We start from the raw sequence: 17,564 nt of genomic DNA on the forward strand, positions 1-17,564 counted from the left end.
ACGTGCGATCACCACCTATGAATGGCGATCTGTGGATGATGTCGACGTCCGTCTATCTGACGGGGCGGGGCGGGTACACCGTGTTGAGCGAACCGACCTCGCATGCGGGTTTGCCGTCAGGTGTCGTCCACACCAGGCGGCCGTCGTCGGTAGTCGCCAGTCGCAGGAGGACGCCATCGACCTCGGGGAAGGGCCCCCAGATCTCCTCGCAAGCCAGGGTCTGGAGGTCATCGAGCGCGTGGAGCTCCGGCGAGTCGGAGGGCAGCTGGCTCCAGCCGTCCGTTCGCACGATGCGCAGCGCGTCGACGTCGAGTTCGCTTCCGTCCGGCGTGAGCAGCAGGGCCGGATCGCCGGTGCGGAAGATCCACCGACGGCCGTGCAGGACTCCCCAGTCGCGGACCCCGGCGAGGGCCACGTCCGCGGCGATCGCGGCGAACGTCGTCGGCGAAGATCGCCCCATCGCTCTCTCCCTCTCGGTGATGCCCTGCGTGCGGACGTCAGGACGCCACATGGCAGCTGCGAGCGTAGAGCCGTCGGCGGCGCGGATCGCACCGTGAATCTCGCGCGCATTCGACCAAACTCGGCGCGCCCACCGCGCCGTACACCCCAACTCGACGCACGCGCCGCGCCGTACAACCCAACTCGACGCCCCCGCCGCGCCGTACAACCCAACTCGACACCCCTACCGGGCAGGATGTCCCGCATGAGGCCGCAGGTCGTCGCGCACCGGGGAGACAGCGAGGAGAACGCCGAGCACACGCTCGGGGCGTTCCTCGCCGCCATCGAGGCGGGGGCCGACGGGCTCGAGTGCGACGTGCGGCTGACCGCCGACGGTCACCTCGTCTGCGTCCACGACCGGGACCTCCGGCGGGTCGCGGCGCAGCGCCGGGGCCTCATCTCGACGATGGACCTCGCCGACCTCCACCAGGTCGACATCGCCTCCTGGAAGCGGCCGTGGGCGGAGCTCGACGACGAGGCGCCGGTCGTCGACGAGTCGATGCACGGCGTGCTGACGCTGCGCCGCCTCATGGAGGTCGCCGCCGAGGCGCCCCGACGGATCGAGCTGCTCATCGAGACGAAGCACCCGACCCGCTACGGCGGCCTCGTCGAGCGTCGTCTCGTGCAGCTGCTGAGCGAGTTCGGCTGGGACGGCGCCGACGCCCCCGTGCGCGTCATGAGCTTCGCCCACACGGCGTTGCAGCGGGTGCAGCGGCTGGCTCCGGAGGTGCGGGTCGTGCAGCTCTTCGAGCGTGCGGAGATGTGGCCCGCGCTCCGCCGCCTGATCGGTCGCGACTGGCTGGTGGGCCCCGGCATCGGCGAGCTGACCGACCACCCCGGCCTGGCGTGGCGGCTCGCGGAGTCGCCGCACGACATCAACGTGTGGACCGTCAACACGCCCGAGCAGCTCGAGCTGTGCCGCAGCCTCGGCGTGACGGCCGTGATCACCGACCGCCCCCGCGTCATGCGCGGGCTCGTCGACGCCCTCCCCGCGGACGGCACCTGAGCCCGCCCTCTACGCTGGCGCGCATGGCGAAGCGCTCCCGCACCAAGGCACGTGACCAGCAGCAGACCCCCGGCGAGGTCGGGCCCCGACAGCCCTGCCCGTGCGGCTCGGGCCGGCGCTACAAGGCGTGCCACGGCTCGCCCGACGGCCCGCCGCCGGTGTTCGTGAAGCGGCCCTTCGAGGGCCTCGCCGCCGAGGGCGACCTCATCGCGCTGCGCGAGCTCGTCCCCGCGGCGACCGCCCCGCTGACGCTGAAGGAGGGCGACCGCGAGGTCGTGCTGGCCACGCTGCTGCCCGGCGCCGCCCCGGCGTACGTCGACGCCGACGGCCGCGTCGTGCTCGCGCTCCAGGTGCTCCACAGCTTCGGCGACCCCAGCCGGGACCTGGGCGCCGTGCTCGTGCAGGCGCTCGAGTACGCCGAGCAGGGTGAGACCGGCACCGTGGGCCTCACGAGCGACCCGGGTGAGGGACCGCGCCTGCAGGACCTCGTGGTCGACGAGCCGCTCGACGTCACGGTGCACGACTCGTTCGGCTACTGGGCCGACCTCATCGGCGACGAGACCGGCGCGGTCGCGTCGGCGGCCGAGCAGGCCGACGCCCAGATGACGCCCAGCCGCAAGCTGACGGGTGTCCCCGCGGCGTACTGGGCCGACGTGCACACCAAGGAGCACCTGCGCTGGGTCATGCCGGAGCCCGAGGACGAGCTGCTCGACGCCCTCGCCCGGCTGCACGCGGCGGGGGAGGACCAGGTCGCCGAGGGCTCGAAGCTCGTCGGCATGTTCCGCGCCCATGGCCTGCTGACGCCCGTGTGGGACCTGCCCGCCGGCACGGGCGCCGAGGTGCTCGAGGAGGGCGCGGCGGCGTTCCGGGAGCGGCTCGACGCGGCGCTGGCCACCACCGAGCCCCTGACGACGGAGCAGCGCTCCGTGCGGTCGGCGCTCGCCGGCCGGCAGGTGACCATCCGCTGATCCTGCCGGGGGCGCTCCCGCCGACGCTCCCGCCGACCCTTCCGCTGAGTCAGATTCCAGCGAACGCGCAGGTCAGGCGGCACGCGACACGACGAGAACAGTGGTCGCGGGGAGTTGCCACCAGCCGGTCGGATCAGTAGATTCCTCTCGTCCGGTCGTTGCTGTATCCCCCGTCAGCAGCGGCCGGACCCTCAACGTGAACGACGGCCGGCACCCTCCAGGGTGCCGGCCGTCGCTGTCTCCGCGACCCGGTCGGGTCAGACGTTGACGCCGAAGTCCGAGGCGATCCCGCGCAGGCCCGAGGCGTAGCCCTGGCCGACGGCCTTGAACTTCCAGTCGCTGCCGTTGCGGTAGACCTCGCCGAAGACCATGGCGGTCTCGACCGAGGCGTCCTCCGACAGGTCGTAGCGGGCGATCTCCGAGCCGTTGGCCTGGTTGACGACGCGGATGAAGGCGTTGCGCACGGCGCCGAAGTTCTGGCTGCGGGTCTCGGCGTCGTAGATCGAGACCGCGACGACGATGCGCTCGATCTCGGCGGGCACGGAGGCGAGGTTGGCCTTGATGACCTCGTCGTCGCCGTCGCCCTCACCGGTGGTGTTGTCGCCGGCGTGCTCGATGGAGCCGTCCGGGGACTTGAGGTTGTTGAAGAAGATGAAGTGCTGGTCGGAGACGACCTTGCCGTTCGAGCCGAGCAGGATCGCGGACGCGTCGAGGTCGAAGTCGCCGCCGGAGAACGTGTTGACGTCCCAGCCGAGGCCGATGTCGATCGCGGTGAGGCCCGGGGCCTCCTTCGACAGCGAGACGTTGCCGCCCTTGCTGAGCGAGACTCCCATGAAAGCTTCCCTTCGGTCGTGACCACGGCGATCGCCGCGGTCGTTGGTGGTGCGTCGTGGTTCGTCCAGTTCTAACGAACCGCTGGTCGCCGGAGTGCCCGTCGTGGCCGGTGTTCACACCCCGTACGCCGCGGGACCGCCCTACTGCTGCTGCGAGCGTTGCACGAGACGCTGTCCCAGCGCCCCCGCGGACTGCGCGTCGAGGAGGTTCGTCTGGCTCTCCACGAGCTTCAGCAGCGCCCCGTCCACCCGCAGCTGCTCCGAGCTCTGCATGAGGATCGTGCCGGCGCCCGTGAAGTCGTACTGCCGCTCCTCGCCCGACTCGCGGCCGAACATGCCCTGGATGCCGGCCATGAACGACTGCGCCATCCAGTGGTGGTCGTAGTGCTGGCTCGGCGACGGGCAGTCGGCCCACCCGAGGAGCGCGTCGGGGTCGGCGCGGAACGGCGGCTCGACGAAGATGACCGGCCCGTTGGAGGACGCGAGGAACTTGCCGGTGCCGATGAGCGTGACGAAGCCCGGCACGATCGACTGCTTGAGCTCCAGGGACGTCTGGAACCCCAGCAGGTTCGTCTGCTTGATCGTGAGGTTGCCCTCGTCGAGGTCGTAGGAGTTCACGTCGTAGCCCCGGTCGGCCACGATCACCTTGCCCTGGCCCGCGGCGACGACCCACTCGCTCGCGTAGAGCGGCGAGGAGAAGCGGGCGGCGACCCAGGAGGCGCGCGAGGCGTACTGGCTGACGCCGGAGAAGTCGACGTTGCCGTAGTAGGCGATCATCGCGCCCTTCGACACGAACCACTCGCCGGCCAGCGCGATGGAGAACGCGTAGGCGTTGACGTTGTCGTCGGCCGGGAGGCTGGTGGCGTCCCAGGTGGGGGTCTCGATGCCGTCGATCATCAGAACTTCTCCTCCGAGGCCTGGACGTAGACGGTGCCGTGGCCCGAGACGTGGAGCTGGAACGCCTCGCCCGAGCCGCGGCCGATGAGGTCGCGCATGCCGACGGACGCCTTGAGGTCCACCTGCAGGGCGCCGGTGTGCGCGACGTACGCCTGCGGGTCGACGCCCACGGTCTCGCCGTTGAGCTGGATGGGGAACGTGCCGCCGTGCGACAGCACGGCGACGGCGCCGTTGCCGGAGACCCGGGTGGTGAACAGCCCCTGGCCGGTCATCGCGCCGCGCACGGCGGAGCGGACCCCGCCCTGCCCGACCATCTCGACGCCCGTCTGCAGGTTCGCGTCGTGGGCGAGCAGCCGGTCGGCCTCGACCACGAGCGAGTCGCCCGTCAGGTCGATCACCGTCACGTAGAGCCCCCGGAAGCCGTAGAGCACGGAGCCCTGGCCCTCGGCGACCATCATCTTGTTGCTCTCGCCCGCCATCATCGTGCCGACCATGCCGCCGATGCCCTGCGCGGCGCCGGAGACGGGCCGGAAGGCGACCTGCCCGGAGTAGCCGAGCATCGCGCCGCGGCGGGCGAGCACCGGGTTGGCCTGCGAGACCTGCACGCGGACCACCTTGGAGTTGACGACCTCGTACGTCACGTCTGCCCCCTCACCGCTCGGCCGGCTGGATGTACACCCGGCCGTGCCCCTCGAACCGCAGCGAGAACGGCTCGCCACCTCCGTCGCCGACCAGCGAGCGCCAGCTCACGCCCGAGACGAGCGACATCTGCAGGTTGCCGAGCCCCGCGACGTACGCGTCCGGGTCGACCACCAGCGGCTGGCCGGGCATGACCTCGAGGCCGATCAGCGGGCCGTCCGAGACGATGCCGAGCTGGCCCGAGCCCATCACCTTCGTGGTGGCGAGGCCCTGGCCCGTCGTCATGCCGCGCAGCCCGGCGAACTGCACGTCGAGCCTCAGCTCGCCCGCGACCGCCAGGATGTGCTCCGACTCCACCGTCACGGTGTCGTTCTGCACGTTGATCACGGTGACGTCCTGCGCCTGGTAGGCCAGGTGCACCCGGCCGTTGCCGGTGCACTCCATGAGCGAGATCGACTCGCCGGCGACGCGCTGGCGGATCGCGGCGCGGAAGCCGCCCCCGCCGCCCATGCCGGCGCTCTTGAACTCGACCTGGCCCTGGTAGGCCACCATCGAGCCGGACATCGCCCTCACGGTGGTGCCGGCGACGTCCGCCAGCAACACCTTTTTGTTCGCGGTCAGACGAGCCACGCAGCGCCTCCCTGGTCACCCCGCGGGAGCTCCCCCGTCGGGCCGTTCGGAGCCTAGCCGTGGGGCTCCGCCCGGCGCAGTACCCTCCCGCGCACCCCCGGGAAACCTTTGATGTTGGCGCGCCGGATCTTCCGGAACCGGTAGGGCAGGTGCTCGGGGCTCTCCTCGCCGGTCAGCAGCGACAGGGCCTCGCGGGCGCGCTGGTAGGCGTCGTCGGCGAGCTCCTCCGCGCGGCGCCGCACCTCGTCGTACGGCGCGCTCCCGCCCCCGCCGTCGGTCTGGTCGTCCGGCTCCTCGTCGGGCTCGTCGTCCTCCTCCGGCGTCGCGATGCCCACGAGCACGTGCTGCAGGCCCTCGTCGACCACGACGGTCCCGGGACGGGCGAGCGAGGTGAGCCGGGCGGCGACGTTGACGGTGCTGCCGAAGACGTCGCCGAGGCGCGCGACGACCTGCCCGTGGGCGAGGCCCGCCCGCACCTGCGGGAAGGGGTCCTCCGGGTCCGCGCCGCGCTCGGTGAGGGTGAGGGCCACCTCGACGGCCGCGACCGGGTCGTCGGTGACGTAGAGGATCTCGTCACCGATCGTCTTGATGACGCGGGCGGCGTGGTCGGTCACGACGGTCGTGGCGGTGTCCTCGAAGCCCTCGACCCAGGCGACGAGCTCCGCCTCCGACAGGTTCCTGCTCTGCGTCGTGTAGCCCACGATGTCGACGAAGCCGACGGCGAGCGCGGTCGTCGCCTCCCCGCCGGGGACGAGGGTCGGCGTGAGCATCCGGTTGGCCGCGCTGACGAGGTGGCGGCGCCAGATGTAGCTCTGCAGCACCTCGAGGCGCGGCAGCACCTCGGCCGTCAGCTCCGTGATGCGCAGGTCGGGCTCGTCGGAGTCGAGCGCCCGTCGGGCGAGCAGGTCGGTCTGCCACTCGGCCAGGCGCGCGAAGCTGCGCCCCCACGTGCGCACCAGGGCGGCCTGCGACTCGGCGTCGAGGATGCCGAGCATGACGAGGTCGCGGGCCAGCGAGAGCGCCTCGACGTCGGCCTCGGTGAACGCCACGTCGTCCTCGGCGTGGTGGGGGAAGCCGAGGCGGTGCCACAGCTCCTCGGCCAGGGTGAGGGGCACGCCGACGCGGTCGGCCACCTGGCGCCGCGTCAGGTGGGGCTCGCCGCCCAGCAGCGCCGCCTCGACCTGGCGGCTCGCGTCAGCCGTTGCCACCGAGCCGCTCGGCGGCGGCGGCGCGGATCGCCTCGCCGAAGGCCGGCACCGACGAGCTGAGCTCCTCGATGGTCTGCGGGGTCAGGTGCACGACCTTGAGCCGCGTCGTCGCGACCACCGTGGCGGAGCGCAGGGTGTGGTTGATGATCGCCATCTCGCCCATGATGTCGCCGGGCCCGAGGGTCGCGATCTCCTCGCCGCCGCGCCGCACCGACACCTCGCCCTCGAGGATGATGTAGGCCTTGTCCGCGCCCGTCCGCTCGTTGATCGGCGACCAGCCGGCGGGCAGCGGCAGCTCCGTGCCCGCCTTCTTCACCGTGGCGATCTCGGCGGGGGTCAGTGCGTCGAAGATGGGCATGCGCTACCTCTCGGGACTCACCGGCAGCGGCTCTCGGTGCCGGTTCGTGATGATCAGGATCGATATGGCGCGATCCTGGCGGAACGGGCCGTGAGGTGTCCAGGGTCGTCCACACCCGCCCAACGTGCCGGGAGCGGCGGGGTCACGCGGGCGTCAGTCCGGTGTCAGGCGAGGGGGTCGCGGAGCACCGGGCAGCTCATGCAGCGGGGGCCGCCGCGGCCGGAGCCCAGCTCGGAGCCGGCGATCCGCACGACCTCGATGCCGGCCTCCTCGAGCCGCGCGTTGGTCTCGTCGTTGCGCTCGTAGGCGACCGCCACCCGCGGCGCCAGGGCCAGGGTGTTGTTGCCGTCGTCCCACTGCTCGCGCTCGGCGGTCACCGGGTCGAGGCCGGTGTCGATCCGGTGGAGCCGGTCGATGCCCATCGCGGCGGCCGCGGCCTCGAGGAACGGCGCAGCCGGCGCGACGCGGAGCACCAGCTCCGACTCGCTGCGGTCGCCGACCGGCTCCGCCAGCGTGACCGCGTGGGCACGGAGGGTGTCGGCGACGTTGGGGTACATCACCACCTTGTCGACGTCGACCATCGTGCAGACGGTGTCGAGGTGCATCGTGGCGCGCTCCTGCGCGATCGGCACCGCCAGCACCGTGTGGGCGAGCCCGCCGTGGAAGGCCTGCCGCGCGAGGCGCTCGACCCCGGCGGGCGTGGACCGCTCGCCCACCCCGACGGCGATGACGCCGGGGGCGAGGAGCAGGACGTCCCCACCCTCGACGTACTCGTTCTGCCAGCCGTGGATCCGCTCGGCGCCCGCGAACCGCGGGTGGAGCGCGTAGATCAGCTCGGTCAGCTGCGTCTCCCGGCTGCGCGCCGGCATCGCGAGGCTCGTGACGGCGACGCGGTCGCGCACCCAGACGCTGGAGTCGCGAGTGAAGAGCAGGTTGGGGAGCGGGTCGACGAGGAAGTCGTCGGGGGCGAGCAGGGAGGTCACCAGGCCGTGCCCGCCGCGCACCTCGTCGTTGCGGATGCCGGCGGTGAGCGCCTCGGTGAGCTCGGCGGGGGAGGCGTCGGCCAGGGCGGCGGCCAGGTAGTCGCGCAGCGTGTCGCCCAGGTGGCGGCTGCGGAGCACGCCCGCGATCGCGTCCGCGCGCGCGTCGGCCGATGCGAACGTCTCCGTCAGGAGGTCGGTCAGGTAGAGCACCTCGACGTCCCGGTCGCGCAGCGCCTGGGCGAAGGCGTCGTGCTCCTCCTGCGCGCGCCCCACCCACGGGATCCCGTCGAAGAGGAGCCGGTCGTTGTTGCGGGGGGTGAGCCGGCGCAGCTCGGCGCCCGGCCGGTGCAGCACCACCGTGCGCAGGCGCCCCACCTCGCTGTCGGCACCCCACCCGGCCGTCGTCGTCGCCGTCATGCGGACACCGTAGTGCTCCGGCCCCGGAACCCGACGGGTCTGGACCGGTACACGCGGACCCAGCCGTTCCGCCGCGCCGTACGGCCCCTGGGCCCTACGCTGCGACGGCGCCCGCGGGCGAGCACGCCGGGGGAGGGCACATGGGGGGACGACGGTCGGCGACGACCGCGGTCACGCCTGCCCTCTGGGCGGTGGCGGGCACCGCGCTCCTCGTGCAGTCGCTGCTCACCTGGACCTCGCGCGGTGCGCTCTCCACGACCGCCCCCGTCGACGTGCTCGGCCTCGTCCGCGCCGGATCCCTGCCGTCGGTCTCGACGACGGAGGTGATCGCGCTGGTCACGCTCCCCGTGCTGGGCGCGGCGCTGCTGGCCGGCGCTGCCCTGCGAGGCCGAGCGGTACGCCGCGTCCGCGCGCTCCTCGGGCTCGTGGCCGTCGTCGTGACCGGTCTGCTGCTCGTGCGCGTCGCGGACCTCGACCCCACCGACCTGAGCGGCGCCCGGCCCGGAGCCGGGGCCCTGCTCGCCGCACTGGGGGCGCTCGCCGCCCTCGCCGCCATCGGCACCGACGTCCGGTCGCCGACTCCCGAGGAGAACCCCCGATGAGCCACGCCTCCGTCCTGCCGCCGCTGCCACCCCGGCCCGAGCGGACCACCGCCGCGGCCGGCGCCGACGGGCGCCGTACGTGGCTCGTGCTCGCCCTCGTCGCCCTCGCCGTGGTGCTGCTCGGCGTGGCCGCGGTGCGGGTGCTCGCCGGCTTCGCCTCCGGCGCCTCGACGCCGGAGCAGGCCGTCGAGGACTTCCTCGAGGGCGCGGCCGCCGAGGACGGTGTCGCCTCGCTCGCGGCGCTCAGCCCGGGGGAGGCGCGCGGCGCCGACGCGCTCCAGGAGGCCGTCGAGCAGCGGCTCGCCAGCCTCGAGCTCGACACTGCCGCGCTCGCCGGCGAGGGTCTCGTCGCCAGCATCGAGGGGCTGGACCTGTCGTCCGAGCAGCTCGCCGACGGCGTCGCCCGGGTGACCGTCGAGGGCGGCACGTTCGTCGTCGAGCGCGAGGACGGTGAGCCGATCGACCTCGGTGAGACCCTCGGGCCGTTGGGTGCACTCGTCGGGCTGGGGGCGTTCGCGTCGATCGACGTCGAGTCGGACGCCTCGGGGTCGGGCTCCGTGATCGTGTCCGAGGGCCCGTCGCGGTCGTTCGACGGCATCGACGACGGCGCCGGCTGGTACGCCTACTCGCCCGAGGACGAGGCGGAGGCACAGGAGGAGCCCGCGGTCCTGGACCGCCTCGAGGTGCCGCTCGCGGCGCTGTGGAGCTATGCGGCGGTGCCCTTCACCTGGTCGGGGGACGACGACCTGGGCGAGGGTCCCGACGTCGCCACCACCTTCCTCGTCGTGCGTCACGACGACCGGTGGCACGTCAGCATCGTCGGCACGGTCGCCGACGTGGTCGCCCGTGCCACCGACGCGCCCGCCCCCGACTTCGGGGCGCTCGCGGACGCGCTGGACGCCGCGGAGAGCGGCGACCGCGCCGTGGGGGCGACCCCGGACGACGCGATCCGCCTGCTCGTGGAGAGCTTCGGCGACGGGCAGGTCACCGACGTGCTCGACGCGCTCCCCGTCGACCTGGTCGGTGGGCTCTACCCGTTCGCGTCGGCCCTGCAGGACCTCGCGGACGAGGACGGCCTGGCGCTCGACCTCGACGTGACCGACCTCGCGACCACCCGGATCAGCGACGCGAACGGCCTCGTGCGGGTGCGGGTCGACCGGCTCGCCGCCGCGGGCACGGCCGTCGAGGGCTCCCACTCCGACGACGTCGACCTCGTGCTGGACGGCTCCTGCCTGACGGTCGAGGGCGACGAGGAGTGCCTCCCGGCCGACTTCGTGGACGCGACGACGATCGACGGTCTCGTGCTGACCCTCGTCGAGGTGGAGGGCGGCTACCAGGTCGACCCGCTGGCGACGCTCTACGACAACCTCGCCACCGTGGCGGCCGAGCTGCCCGAGGCCTGGCTGACGCAGCTCATGGGCCCCGCGACGTACGGCGAGCGCACCCCCGTCGGCACGGGCACCACGACGGTCACCGTCGACGAGGCCGGCGCGGCCCTGCTCGAGGTGCCCGCGGCCGCGGGCGACGTGCTCTCGGTCGCGGTCGAGCCGGGCGTCGAGCTCGACGGGCTCGACGTCTACCAGTCGGCGGCGCCGGACTACCCGGACTACGAGACCGCCGTGCACCACGGCCTCTGGGACGAGGCCGGCGAGGGGGAGCCCGCCGTCGTCGCCACGACCGTGACCGAGTCCGGCGACCAGCTCGTGCACCTGCAGCTGTCCGACAAGCGGAGCGCCGAGGTCGCGGTGACCGTCGGCGTCGGCGCGGTGCCGACCGTCGGGGTCGGCGACCCGGTCGAGCTGCAGTACGGCACCTACGGCGTGGCGTCCTTCGACGGCGCCGCCGCCGGTGAGGACGGCGAGGTCGTCGCGGACGGACCGGGCACGACGGGCTACTGCTGGGCCGAGGACGAGCCCTGCACGAGCCTCGTCGTCGCCGCCGGGCCCGGCGTCACGCTGGGGGTGGAGTCCTACGAGGACGACTACGAGGACGACTACGGCGACTACGAGCGCGAGGCCGACGCCTACGACCTGCCCCGCGCCGGGGCGACCCTCGAGGGTGCGACGGACGGCCGGCTCGCGACCTCGCTCGTCGACGGCGAGCGGGAGGTCACGCTCGACGTCGCGACCGAGGGCTGGGTGCTGCTCGACGTCGTCAACCACATCGAGGACGGCGACCTCGTCGTGACGGTCCTCGACGCCGACGGCGAGGAGGTCGACTACGCCGACGCCGGGCTCGAGCACGACGACGAGTGGCTCGACCTCGAGCTCGACCCGGGCACGTACACGATCGTCGTCGAGCTCTACGACGACCTGGGCGACGCGAGCGGCGACGTCGAGCTGCTGCTCAACTGACGCTCCCACGGCCGCGGCCCGCCACCGACTAGGGTCGCGGCCGTGTGGATCGTCGTCGTGCTCGCCCTCGCTCTCGCCGCTGCCAGCCTCGGGGTGGCGGTGGCCGCGCTGCGACGTACGGCGCGACCCACCCCCGACGCCGACGTGCCGGCCGACGTGCTCGGCCTCCGGCAGGAGGTGGCGACCCTGCGCGCGGAGGCCGCGGGGTCGCTGCGCCACCTCGCGGTGGTGCGGTACGACGCGCACGGCGACATGGGCGGGCACCTGTCGTGGAGCCTCGCGCTGCTCGACGACACCGGCTCGGGCGCGGTCGTGACGTCGATCCACGGGCGCAGCGAGGCCCGCACCTACGCCAAGACCGTCAGCGGCTGGAGCAGCGAGCAGCAGCTGTCGCCCGAGGAGGCGGAGGCGATCGGCGCCGCGCGGCCCTGACGCCGCGTCCCACTTGCGGCCGGCTGGCCGCCCTGCCAATCTCTCGCTCGTGAACGATCTCAGCCACCGGATGGCGGAGCTGGCGCGCGACCTCGACGGGACGCGCGGCACCGCGGACACCGCCGAGCACGCCGTGCGGGCAGCGGTGGAGACGATCCCGTCCTGCTCGGGCGCGGGCCTGACGCTCCTCCACCGCGACGGCACGTTGGAGACGATCGCTGCCACCGACGACGCGGTGCTCAAGGGCGACCGGCTCCAGTACGAGCTGGGCGAGGGGCCCTGCGTGCAGGCCATCCGGGACCAGGCTCTCGTGCACTCCGCCGACCTGGGCTCCGACGACCGCTGGCCCCGGTGGGTGGAGCAGGTGGTGCCCGACCTCGGGGCTCGCTCGATGCTCGCCGTACGGCTGTGGACGCGGCGCGACGACCTCGGCGCGCTCAACCTCTACTCGACCGAGGTCGGGGGATTCGACCACGACGAGCGGGAGACCGCCCTCACCCTCGCCGCCCACACCGCCGTCGCGATGGCGGCGTCCGCCGACGTGGACGACATGCACGCCGCGATGGAGCGCCGCACCCGGATCGGGGCGGCCATCGGGATCGTGATGGAGCGGCACGGCCTCACCCAGCCGGTGGCCTTCGAGGTGCTGCGCCGCCTCTCGCAGGAGCAGAACCGCAAGCTCCACGACCTCGCGGCCGAGGTCGTGGGGGGCGGTCGTCTCACCGACGGCTGAGCGCGTCATTTGCTCGCAGGCCCCCTGACCTGGCAACTTATGCCCTGCGGTTGAGCAGGCAGCCGAGGGTGAATTCTGCCCGGGCTGCGGATGAAGGTGCTCGACGTGCGCGTGTCGGACCTCGGTCGACGAATGGCGGAGCTCGCCCGCGAGCTGCACGACCTGCGGGGGGTGGAGGCCACCCGGGAGCAGGTCGTCGCCGCGGCCCGTGACCTCCTCCCGTCCTGCACCGACGCCAGCCTGGCCGCCGTCGGGCCCGGCGGCTCCCTGCGCGGCGTCGCCGCCACCGACCCTCGCGTGCGCCGCGCCGACGACCGCCAGCAGGTGCTCGACGAGGGTCCGGCGCTCGACGCCCTGCGCGGCGAGGCGCTCGTGCACTCCTACGACCTGGCCGCCGACGGCCGCTGGCCGGACTGGTCGCGCGAGACGTCCCGTGACCTCGGGATCCGCTCCCTGCTCAGCCTGCGCCTGTGGACGCAGCGGGACGAGGTGGGGGTGCTGACGCTCTGGTCCGACGCCGTCGGCGGGTTCGGGCACGAGGAGCGCGAGAGCGCCCAGGTCATCGCGACCCACGGCGCCGTCGCCCTCGCCGCCGCCCACGACGTCGAGCGCATGCTCGACGCCATGACCCGTCGCACCCGCATCGGTGCGGCGATGGGCATCGTCATGGAGCGGTTCGAGCTCGAGGAGACCGTCGCCTTCGAGGTGCTCCGCCGGCTGTCGCAGGAGCAGAACCGCAAGCTCGTCGACATCGCCGACGAGCTCGTCCGCGAGCGCGAGGTCGACGGGCTCGGACCGCCGCGGCGGGACTGAGCCCCAGCGCGGACCCAGCGCGGCCTCAGCGCGGCACGCGCACGAGCAGCCGCCCGTGGATGCACTCCATGCGCAGCTCGCGGCCCGAGCCGATCGAGTCGCCGTCGAGCTGGCGCGGGGTGTCGGTGTGGGCGCGCACGACGATGGAGCGGCCCCGGAAGCGGTTGATGGTCTCGTCGGTGCGCTGGCGCTTGAACAGCACGCGGACGGCGAGCGGGATCCACGACACGAAGCGGCGCGGGTGCAGCAGCACGACGTCGAGCATCCCGTCGTCGATGGTGGCGTCCGGCAGGAGCGGCATGCCGGCCTGGAGGTAGCCGACGTTGCCGACGACGACGGTGCGCGCGCGGTGGGTCGTCGTCTCGGCGCCGTCGACGGTGATGTCGACCTTGACCGCCGGGAACATCAGGGACTTCATGCCCGAGAGCACGTAGGCCAGCCAGCCGACCTTCTTCTTGATGTCCTCGTTGACGCCCTCCATGATCGCGGCGTCGAAGCCCATGCCGGCCATCACCATGAAGTGGGTGTCCTCGATGCCGTCGCCGCCGACGTGGACGAGGTCGATGGCCCGGTCCTGCCCGTTGAGGCCGACGTCGATCGCGGAGCGCAGGTAGAGCGGGATGTCGAGGTTGCGGGCCAGCAGGTTGCCGGTGCCCGCGGGGATGATCCCGACGGGCACGCCGGTGCCGGCCAGCTCCGCGCAGACCTCCCGCACGGTGCCGTCGCCGCCGCAGACGAGCACGAGGTCGGCGCCGGCGGTGGCGGCGGCGTGGGCCATGCCGGTGCCGGGGTCCTCGATGGTCGTGAGGTACCAGTCCGGATCCGACCAGCCCGCCTCCGTCGCGAGGCGGGTCACGATCGTGCGGAAGACCTCGACGTCCTCGACCTTGATGGGGTTGAGCACGACGGCGAGACGCCGCTCGGACGAGTACACCTCCGGCAGCGGCTCGGCCCCGACCGCGATGCTGCGCGGCAGGGGCGAGTAGAGGGCGAGCCCGGCGAGCACCATGGCGGCGCCGAGCAGTGCCCCGCCGATCGTGTCCGAGGGGTAGTGCCGACCGAGCAGCACCCGGTCGAGGGCGACCACGACGACGAGCAGCACGCCGAGGGCGACCACCACGCGCCGCACCGTCTTGCGGCGCACCACCATGACCGACAGCACGAGGCAGACGCCCGCCAGGGCGGTCACCGACGACACGTGGCCCGAGGGGAAGGACTTGCTCGTCAGGGTGCCGACGACGTCCTGCCAGTCGGGCCGCGGGCGGCCCACGAGGAGCTTGATGCCCGTGGTGGCCAGCGCCGTGGCCACCATGACGACGACGACGTAGACCGCGGCCCGGCGCTGCGTCCGCACCAGCGCGAGCGCCAGCACGACGGTCATGATCGTCACGCCGACGGTGCCGAAGAGCACCTCCACCCCGGCCAGGAGGTGACGCAGCCAGTCGACCTCGGTGCGCCACGACTGCACGCCCTCCCCGCGGTTGTCGAGCTCCGCCAGGGGTCCCCACCCGCCCACGACGGCGGCTGCCAGCCCGGCGAGCAGCACCAGGCAGACGGCCGCCCAGCCGAGCAGCAGCGTGCGGGAACGGTCGAGCATGCGGTCTCCTTCCGCGGCGGGTGCAGCGGCGTACGACGGGGGTGGGGCCGGGCGCGCAGGGCCCGGCAGGGCACCCGAGAGAGTATGCACGTCACACCGCGGGCACCGGCCTTCCCCGGCGGCGCCCCGGGCGCCGTGAGATTCTCCCCCCATGACGGGCAACGAGCGGTTCTGGGCGGTCATCCCCGCGGGCGGCGCCGGCACGCGGCTGTGGCCGGTGTCGCGGGCGGGCCGTCCCAAGTTCCTCCACGACCTCACCCGCTCGGGCCGCTCGCTCCTCCAGCAGACCTGGGACCGCGTGCAGCCCCTGGCGGGAGACCGCGTGCTCGTCGTCACCGGCACGGCCCACCGGGACGCCGTCGTTTCCCAGCTGCCCGACCTGCCGGCCGACCAGCTCCTCGCCGAGCCCACGCCGCGCGACTCGATGGCCGCCATCGGCCTGGCTGCCGCGGTGCTCGAGGCCCGCGACCCCGAGGCCGTGCTCGGCTCGTTCGCCGCCGACCAGGTGATCCACGACGTCGACGGGTTCACGACGTGCGTCGCGGAGGCCGTGGCGCTGGCCGCCGCCCGCGAGGTCGTGGTCACCATCGGCATCGAGCCCACCCATCCGTCGACGGCGTTCGGCTACATCCGCTCGGGCGACCTCGTCGACCCCGCCGGCGGGGGCACCGCCCGCGTCGTCCAGGAGTTCGTCGAGAAGCCCGACGCGGAGCGGGCCGCGGCGTACCTGGCCACGGGGCAGTACCGCTGGAACGGCGGCATGTTCGTCGTGCGCGCCCGCGTGCTGCTCGACCTGCTCGCGGCGAACCACCCCGACCTGGCCGCCGGCCTGCGCACGATCGCGGCCGACCCGGCGCGCCTCGACGAGCTGTGGCCGGACTTGGAGAAGATCGCCATCGACCACGCCGTCGCCGAGCCCGCGGCGGAGCAGGGCGTCGTCGCGACCGTCCCCGGCACCTTCGACTGGGACGACGTCGGCGACTTCGACGCCCTCGCCGGGCTGCTCGGCGCGGACCCGGGTGACGGCGCCGCGGACACGGACACCCCGGGCCTCGCCGTGCTGGGCGACCCCGCGCGGGTGCGCACGATCGACGCCTCGGGCATCGTCGTGGCCGACGGCCAGCGGGACATCGCGGTCATCGGCCTCGACGACGTGGTCGTGGTCGACACCGGCGACGCGCTCCTCGTCACGACCCGGTCCCGGGCGCAGGACGTGAAGAAGATCGTCGAGGGCCTCAAGGCGGACCGCCGCACCGAGCTGCTCTGAGCCCGGGCGATAGCCTCGGCCTCATGATCGACCCCCGCCTGCTCCGTGACGACCCCGACCGCATCCGTGCCGCCCAGGCCAAGCGGGGGCTCTCCGACGAGGTCGTCGACGTCGCGCTCGCGGCCGACCGCACCCGCCGCGACGCCATCGCGGTCTTCGAGGCGAAGCGGGCCGAGCAGAAGCAGGTCGGCAAGCTGATCCCGAAGGCCGCGCCGGAGGAGAAGCAGGAGCTGCTGGCGCGCACCAAGGCGCTGGCCGCCGAGGTGAAGGCGGCCGAGGAGCAGCAGAAGGCCGCGGAGGTCGCCTGGAACGACGCGCTCCTCGCGATCCCCAACCCCGCCGCCGACGCGACGCCGGCGGGCGGCGAGGACGACTTCGTCGTGCTCGAGGAGGTCGGTGCGCCGCGGGACTTCGCCGCCGAGGGCTTCGATCCGCGCGACCACGTCGAGCTCGGGCGGCTGCTCGGCGCGATCGACATCGAGCGGGGCGCGAAGGTCTCGGGCAGCCGGTTCTACTTCCTCACCGGCGTCGGCGCCCAGCTGGAGCGCGCCCTCGTCAACATGGCGATGGACCAGGCGCACGAGTCGGGCTTCACCGAGGTCATCCCGCCCGCGCTCGTGAAGCCGGAGGCCATGGCGGGCACGGGCTTCCTCGGCCAGGCGGCCGACGACGTCTACCGCATCGAGGGCCAGGACATGTACCTCGTCGGCACCTCCGAGGTGCCGATGGCGGCCTACCACGCCGACGAGATCCTCGACGCCGGGTCGCTGCCGCTCCGGTACGCCGCGTTCAGCCCCTGCTACCGCAAAGAGGCCGGCTCGCACGGCCGCGACACCCGGGGCATCATCCGGGTGCACTGGTTCGACAAGGTCGAGATGTTCGTCTACACGACGCTCGAGGACGCCGAGGCCGAGCACCAGCGGCTGCTCGGCTGGGAGAAGGCGTTCCTCGACAAGCTCGAGCTGGCCTACCGGGTCATCGACGTGGCCGCGGGCGACCTCGGCCTCAGCGCCCAGCGCAAGTTCGACTGCGAGGCGTGGATCCCGACGCAGGGCAAGTACCGGGAGCTGACCTCGACGTCGAACTGCACCGACTTCCAGACGCGGCGCCTCGAGACGCGCGGGCGGTTCGCGGACGGCACGAAGCCGATCGCGACCCTCAACGGCACGCTGTGCGCCATGACGCGCACCATCGTGGCGATCCTCGAGACCCACCAGCTCCCCGACGGGAGCGTCCGGGTCCCGGTCGCGCTCCGGCCCTACCTGGGCGGGCGCGAGGTCCTGGAGGTCGTCGGTGGCTGAGGTCGTGGGGGGGGCCCGGCTGGCGCCC

18 protein-coding genes are annotated in these 17,564 nt (G+C 73.3%); 9 read left to right on the top strand and 9 right to left on the bottom strand.

Going from position 1 to position 17,564, the window contains the following annotated elements; genetic code table 11:
* Nucleotides 1-52: 52 nt before the first annotated feature.
* Nucleotides 53-511 carry a hypothetical protein gene (locus PIR53_17370; GenBank protein ID WZH51774.1) on the bottom strand — a complete coding sequence of 153 codons (459 nt, stop codon included), beginning with the start codon at nucleotides 509-511 and terminating at the stop codon, nucleotides 53-55.
* A gap of 192 nt (nucleotides 512-703) precedes the next feature.
* On the opposite strand from PIR53_17370, the gene PIR53_17375 reads away from it, so the two are divergent.
* Both PIR53_17375 and PIR53_17380 read left to right on the top strand, forming a co-directional pair.
* On the top strand, nucleotides 704-1,504 hold the full coding sequence (locus PIR53_17375) for a glycerophosphodiester phosphodiesterase family protein (GenBank protein ID WZH51775.1): 801 nt from the start codon (nucleotides 704-706) through the stop codon (nucleotides 1,502-1,504).
* A 23-nt stretch (nucleotides 1,505-1,527) separates the two neighbouring features.
* The gene (locus PIR53_17380; protein ID WZH51776.1) at nucleotides 1,528-2,472 is read left to right on the top strand and encodes a DUF5926 family protein; all 945 of its coding nucleotides are present in this window, start codon (nucleotides 1,528-1,530) and stop codon (nucleotides 2,470-2,472) included.
* 257 nt (nucleotides 2,473-2,729) lie between these two features.
* Here the strand turns inward: PIR53_17380 and PIR53_17385 are convergent, their stop codons facing one another.
* The 7 genes from PIR53_17385 to PIR53_17415 form a co-directional block, all read right to left on the bottom strand.
* Entirely contained in the window at nucleotides 2,730-3,305 is a 576-nt protein-coding gene (locus tag PIR53_17385) for a TerD family protein (GenBank protein ID WZH51777.1), read from the bottom strand.
* 141 nt (nucleotides 3,306-3,446) lie between these two features.
* Complete coding sequence (locus PIR53_17390; GenBank protein ID WZH51778.1) at nucleotides 3,447-4,202, bottom strand: AIM24 family protein; 756 nt, start codon at nucleotides 4,200-4,202, stop codon at nucleotides 3,447-3,449.
* Nucleotides 4,202-4,843: an AIM24 family protein gene (locus PIR53_17395; protein WZH51779.1), complete on the bottom strand. Its 642-nt coding sequence runs from the start codon at nucleotides 4,841-4,843 to the stop codon at nucleotides 4,202-4,204. Before PIR53_17395 ends, PIR53_17390 begins: the two co-directional genes overlap by 1 nt.
* A 10-nt stretch (nucleotides 4,844-4,853) precedes the next feature.
* On the bottom strand, nucleotides 4,854-5,471 hold the full coding sequence (locus PIR53_17400; GenBank protein WZH51780.1) for an AIM24 family protein: 618 nt from the start codon (nucleotides 5,469-5,471) through the stop codon (nucleotides 4,854-4,856).
* Nucleotides 5,472-5,524: 53 nt separating this feature from the next.
* Nucleotides 5,525-6,679: an adenylate/guanylate cyclase domain-containing protein gene (locus PIR53_17405; GenBank protein ID WZH51781.1), complete on the bottom strand. Its 1,155-nt coding sequence runs from the start codon at nucleotides 6,677-6,679 to the stop codon at nucleotides 5,525-5,527.
* Nucleotides 6,666-7,037, bottom strand: a complete 372-nt coding sequence (locus PIR53_17410; GenBank protein ID WZH51782.1) for a cyclic nucleotide-binding domain-containing protein — start codon at nucleotides 7,035-7,037, stop codon at nucleotides 6,666-6,668. The genes PIR53_17405 and PIR53_17410 overlap by 14 nt, the downstream gene beginning before the upstream one ends.
* 164 nt (nucleotides 7,038-7,201) lie before the next feature.
* A complete protein-coding gene (locus tag PIR53_17415) occupies nucleotides 7,202-8,437 on the bottom strand; it encodes an arginine deiminase (GenBank protein ID WZH51783.1) in 1,236 nt (411 codons plus the stop codon).
* 140 nt (nucleotides 8,438-8,577) lie between these two features.
* Between PIR53_17415 and PIR53_17420 the strand changes: the two genes are divergently transcribed.
* The 5 genes from PIR53_17420 to PIR53_17440 all read left to right on the top strand — a co-directional run bounded on the left by PIR53_17420 (nucleotide 8,578) and on the right by PIR53_17440 (nucleotide 13,371).
* Nucleotides 8,578-9,039, top strand: a complete 462-nt coding sequence (locus tag PIR53_17420; GenBank protein WZH51784.1) for a hypothetical protein — start codon at nucleotides 8,578-8,580, stop codon at nucleotides 9,037-9,039.
* Entirely contained in the window at nucleotides 9,036-11,393 is a 2,358-nt protein-coding gene (locus tag PIR53_17425) for a hypothetical protein (protein WZH51785.1), read from the top strand. Before PIR53_17420 ends, PIR53_17425 begins: the two co-directional genes overlap by 4 nt.
* Nucleotides 11,394-11,435: 42 nt before the next feature.
* The gene (locus PIR53_17430) at nucleotides 11,436-11,825 is read left to right on the top strand and encodes a DUF4446 family protein (GenBank protein WZH51786.1); all 390 of its coding nucleotides are present in this window, start codon (nucleotides 11,436-11,438) and stop codon (nucleotides 11,823-11,825) included.
* Nucleotides 11,826-11,874: 49 nt separating this feature from the next.
* Entirely contained in the window at nucleotides 11,875-12,558 is a 684-nt protein-coding gene (locus tag PIR53_17435) for a GAF and ANTAR domain-containing protein (GenBank protein ID WZH51787.1), read from the top strand.
* A 105-nt stretch (nucleotides 12,559-12,663) separates the two neighbouring features.
* Complete coding sequence (locus PIR53_17440) at nucleotides 12,664-13,371, top strand: GAF and ANTAR domain-containing protein (GenBank protein WZH51788.1); 708 nt, start codon at nucleotides 12,664-12,666, stop codon at nucleotides 13,369-13,371.
* A gap of 25 nt (nucleotides 13,372-13,396) precedes the next feature.
* On the opposite strand, the gene PIR53_17445 is transcribed toward PIR53_17440, so the two are convergent.
* Nucleotides 13,397-14,968, bottom strand: coding sequence for a YegS/Rv2252/BmrU family lipid kinase (locus tag PIR53_17445; GenBank protein WZH51789.1), 1,572 nt, complete (start codon nucleotides 14,966-14,968; stop codon nucleotides 13,397-13,399).
* Between the two features lie 151 nt (nucleotides 14,969-15,119).
* On the opposite strand from PIR53_17445, the gene PIR53_17450 reads away from it, so the two are divergent.
* On the top strand, nucleotides 15,120-16,235 hold the full coding sequence (locus tag PIR53_17450) for a mannose-1-phosphate guanylyltransferase (protein WZH51790.1): 1,116 nt from the start codon (nucleotides 15,120-15,122) through the stop codon (nucleotides 16,233-16,235).
* Between the two features lie 23 nt (nucleotides 16,236-16,258).
* Nucleotides 16,259-17,536, top strand: coding sequence for a serine--tRNA ligase (gene serS / locus PIR53_17455; protein ID WZH51791.1), 1,278 nt, complete (start codon nucleotides 16,259-16,261; stop codon nucleotides 17,534-17,536).
* The last annotated feature ends 28 nt before the right edge of the window (nucleotides 17,537-17,564 follow it).

The organism is Nocardioides alkalitolerans (assembly GCA_038184435.1).
GTDB lineage: Bacteria > Actinomycetota > Actinomycetes > Propionibacteriales > Nocardioidaceae > Nocardioides > Nocardioides alkalitolerans_A.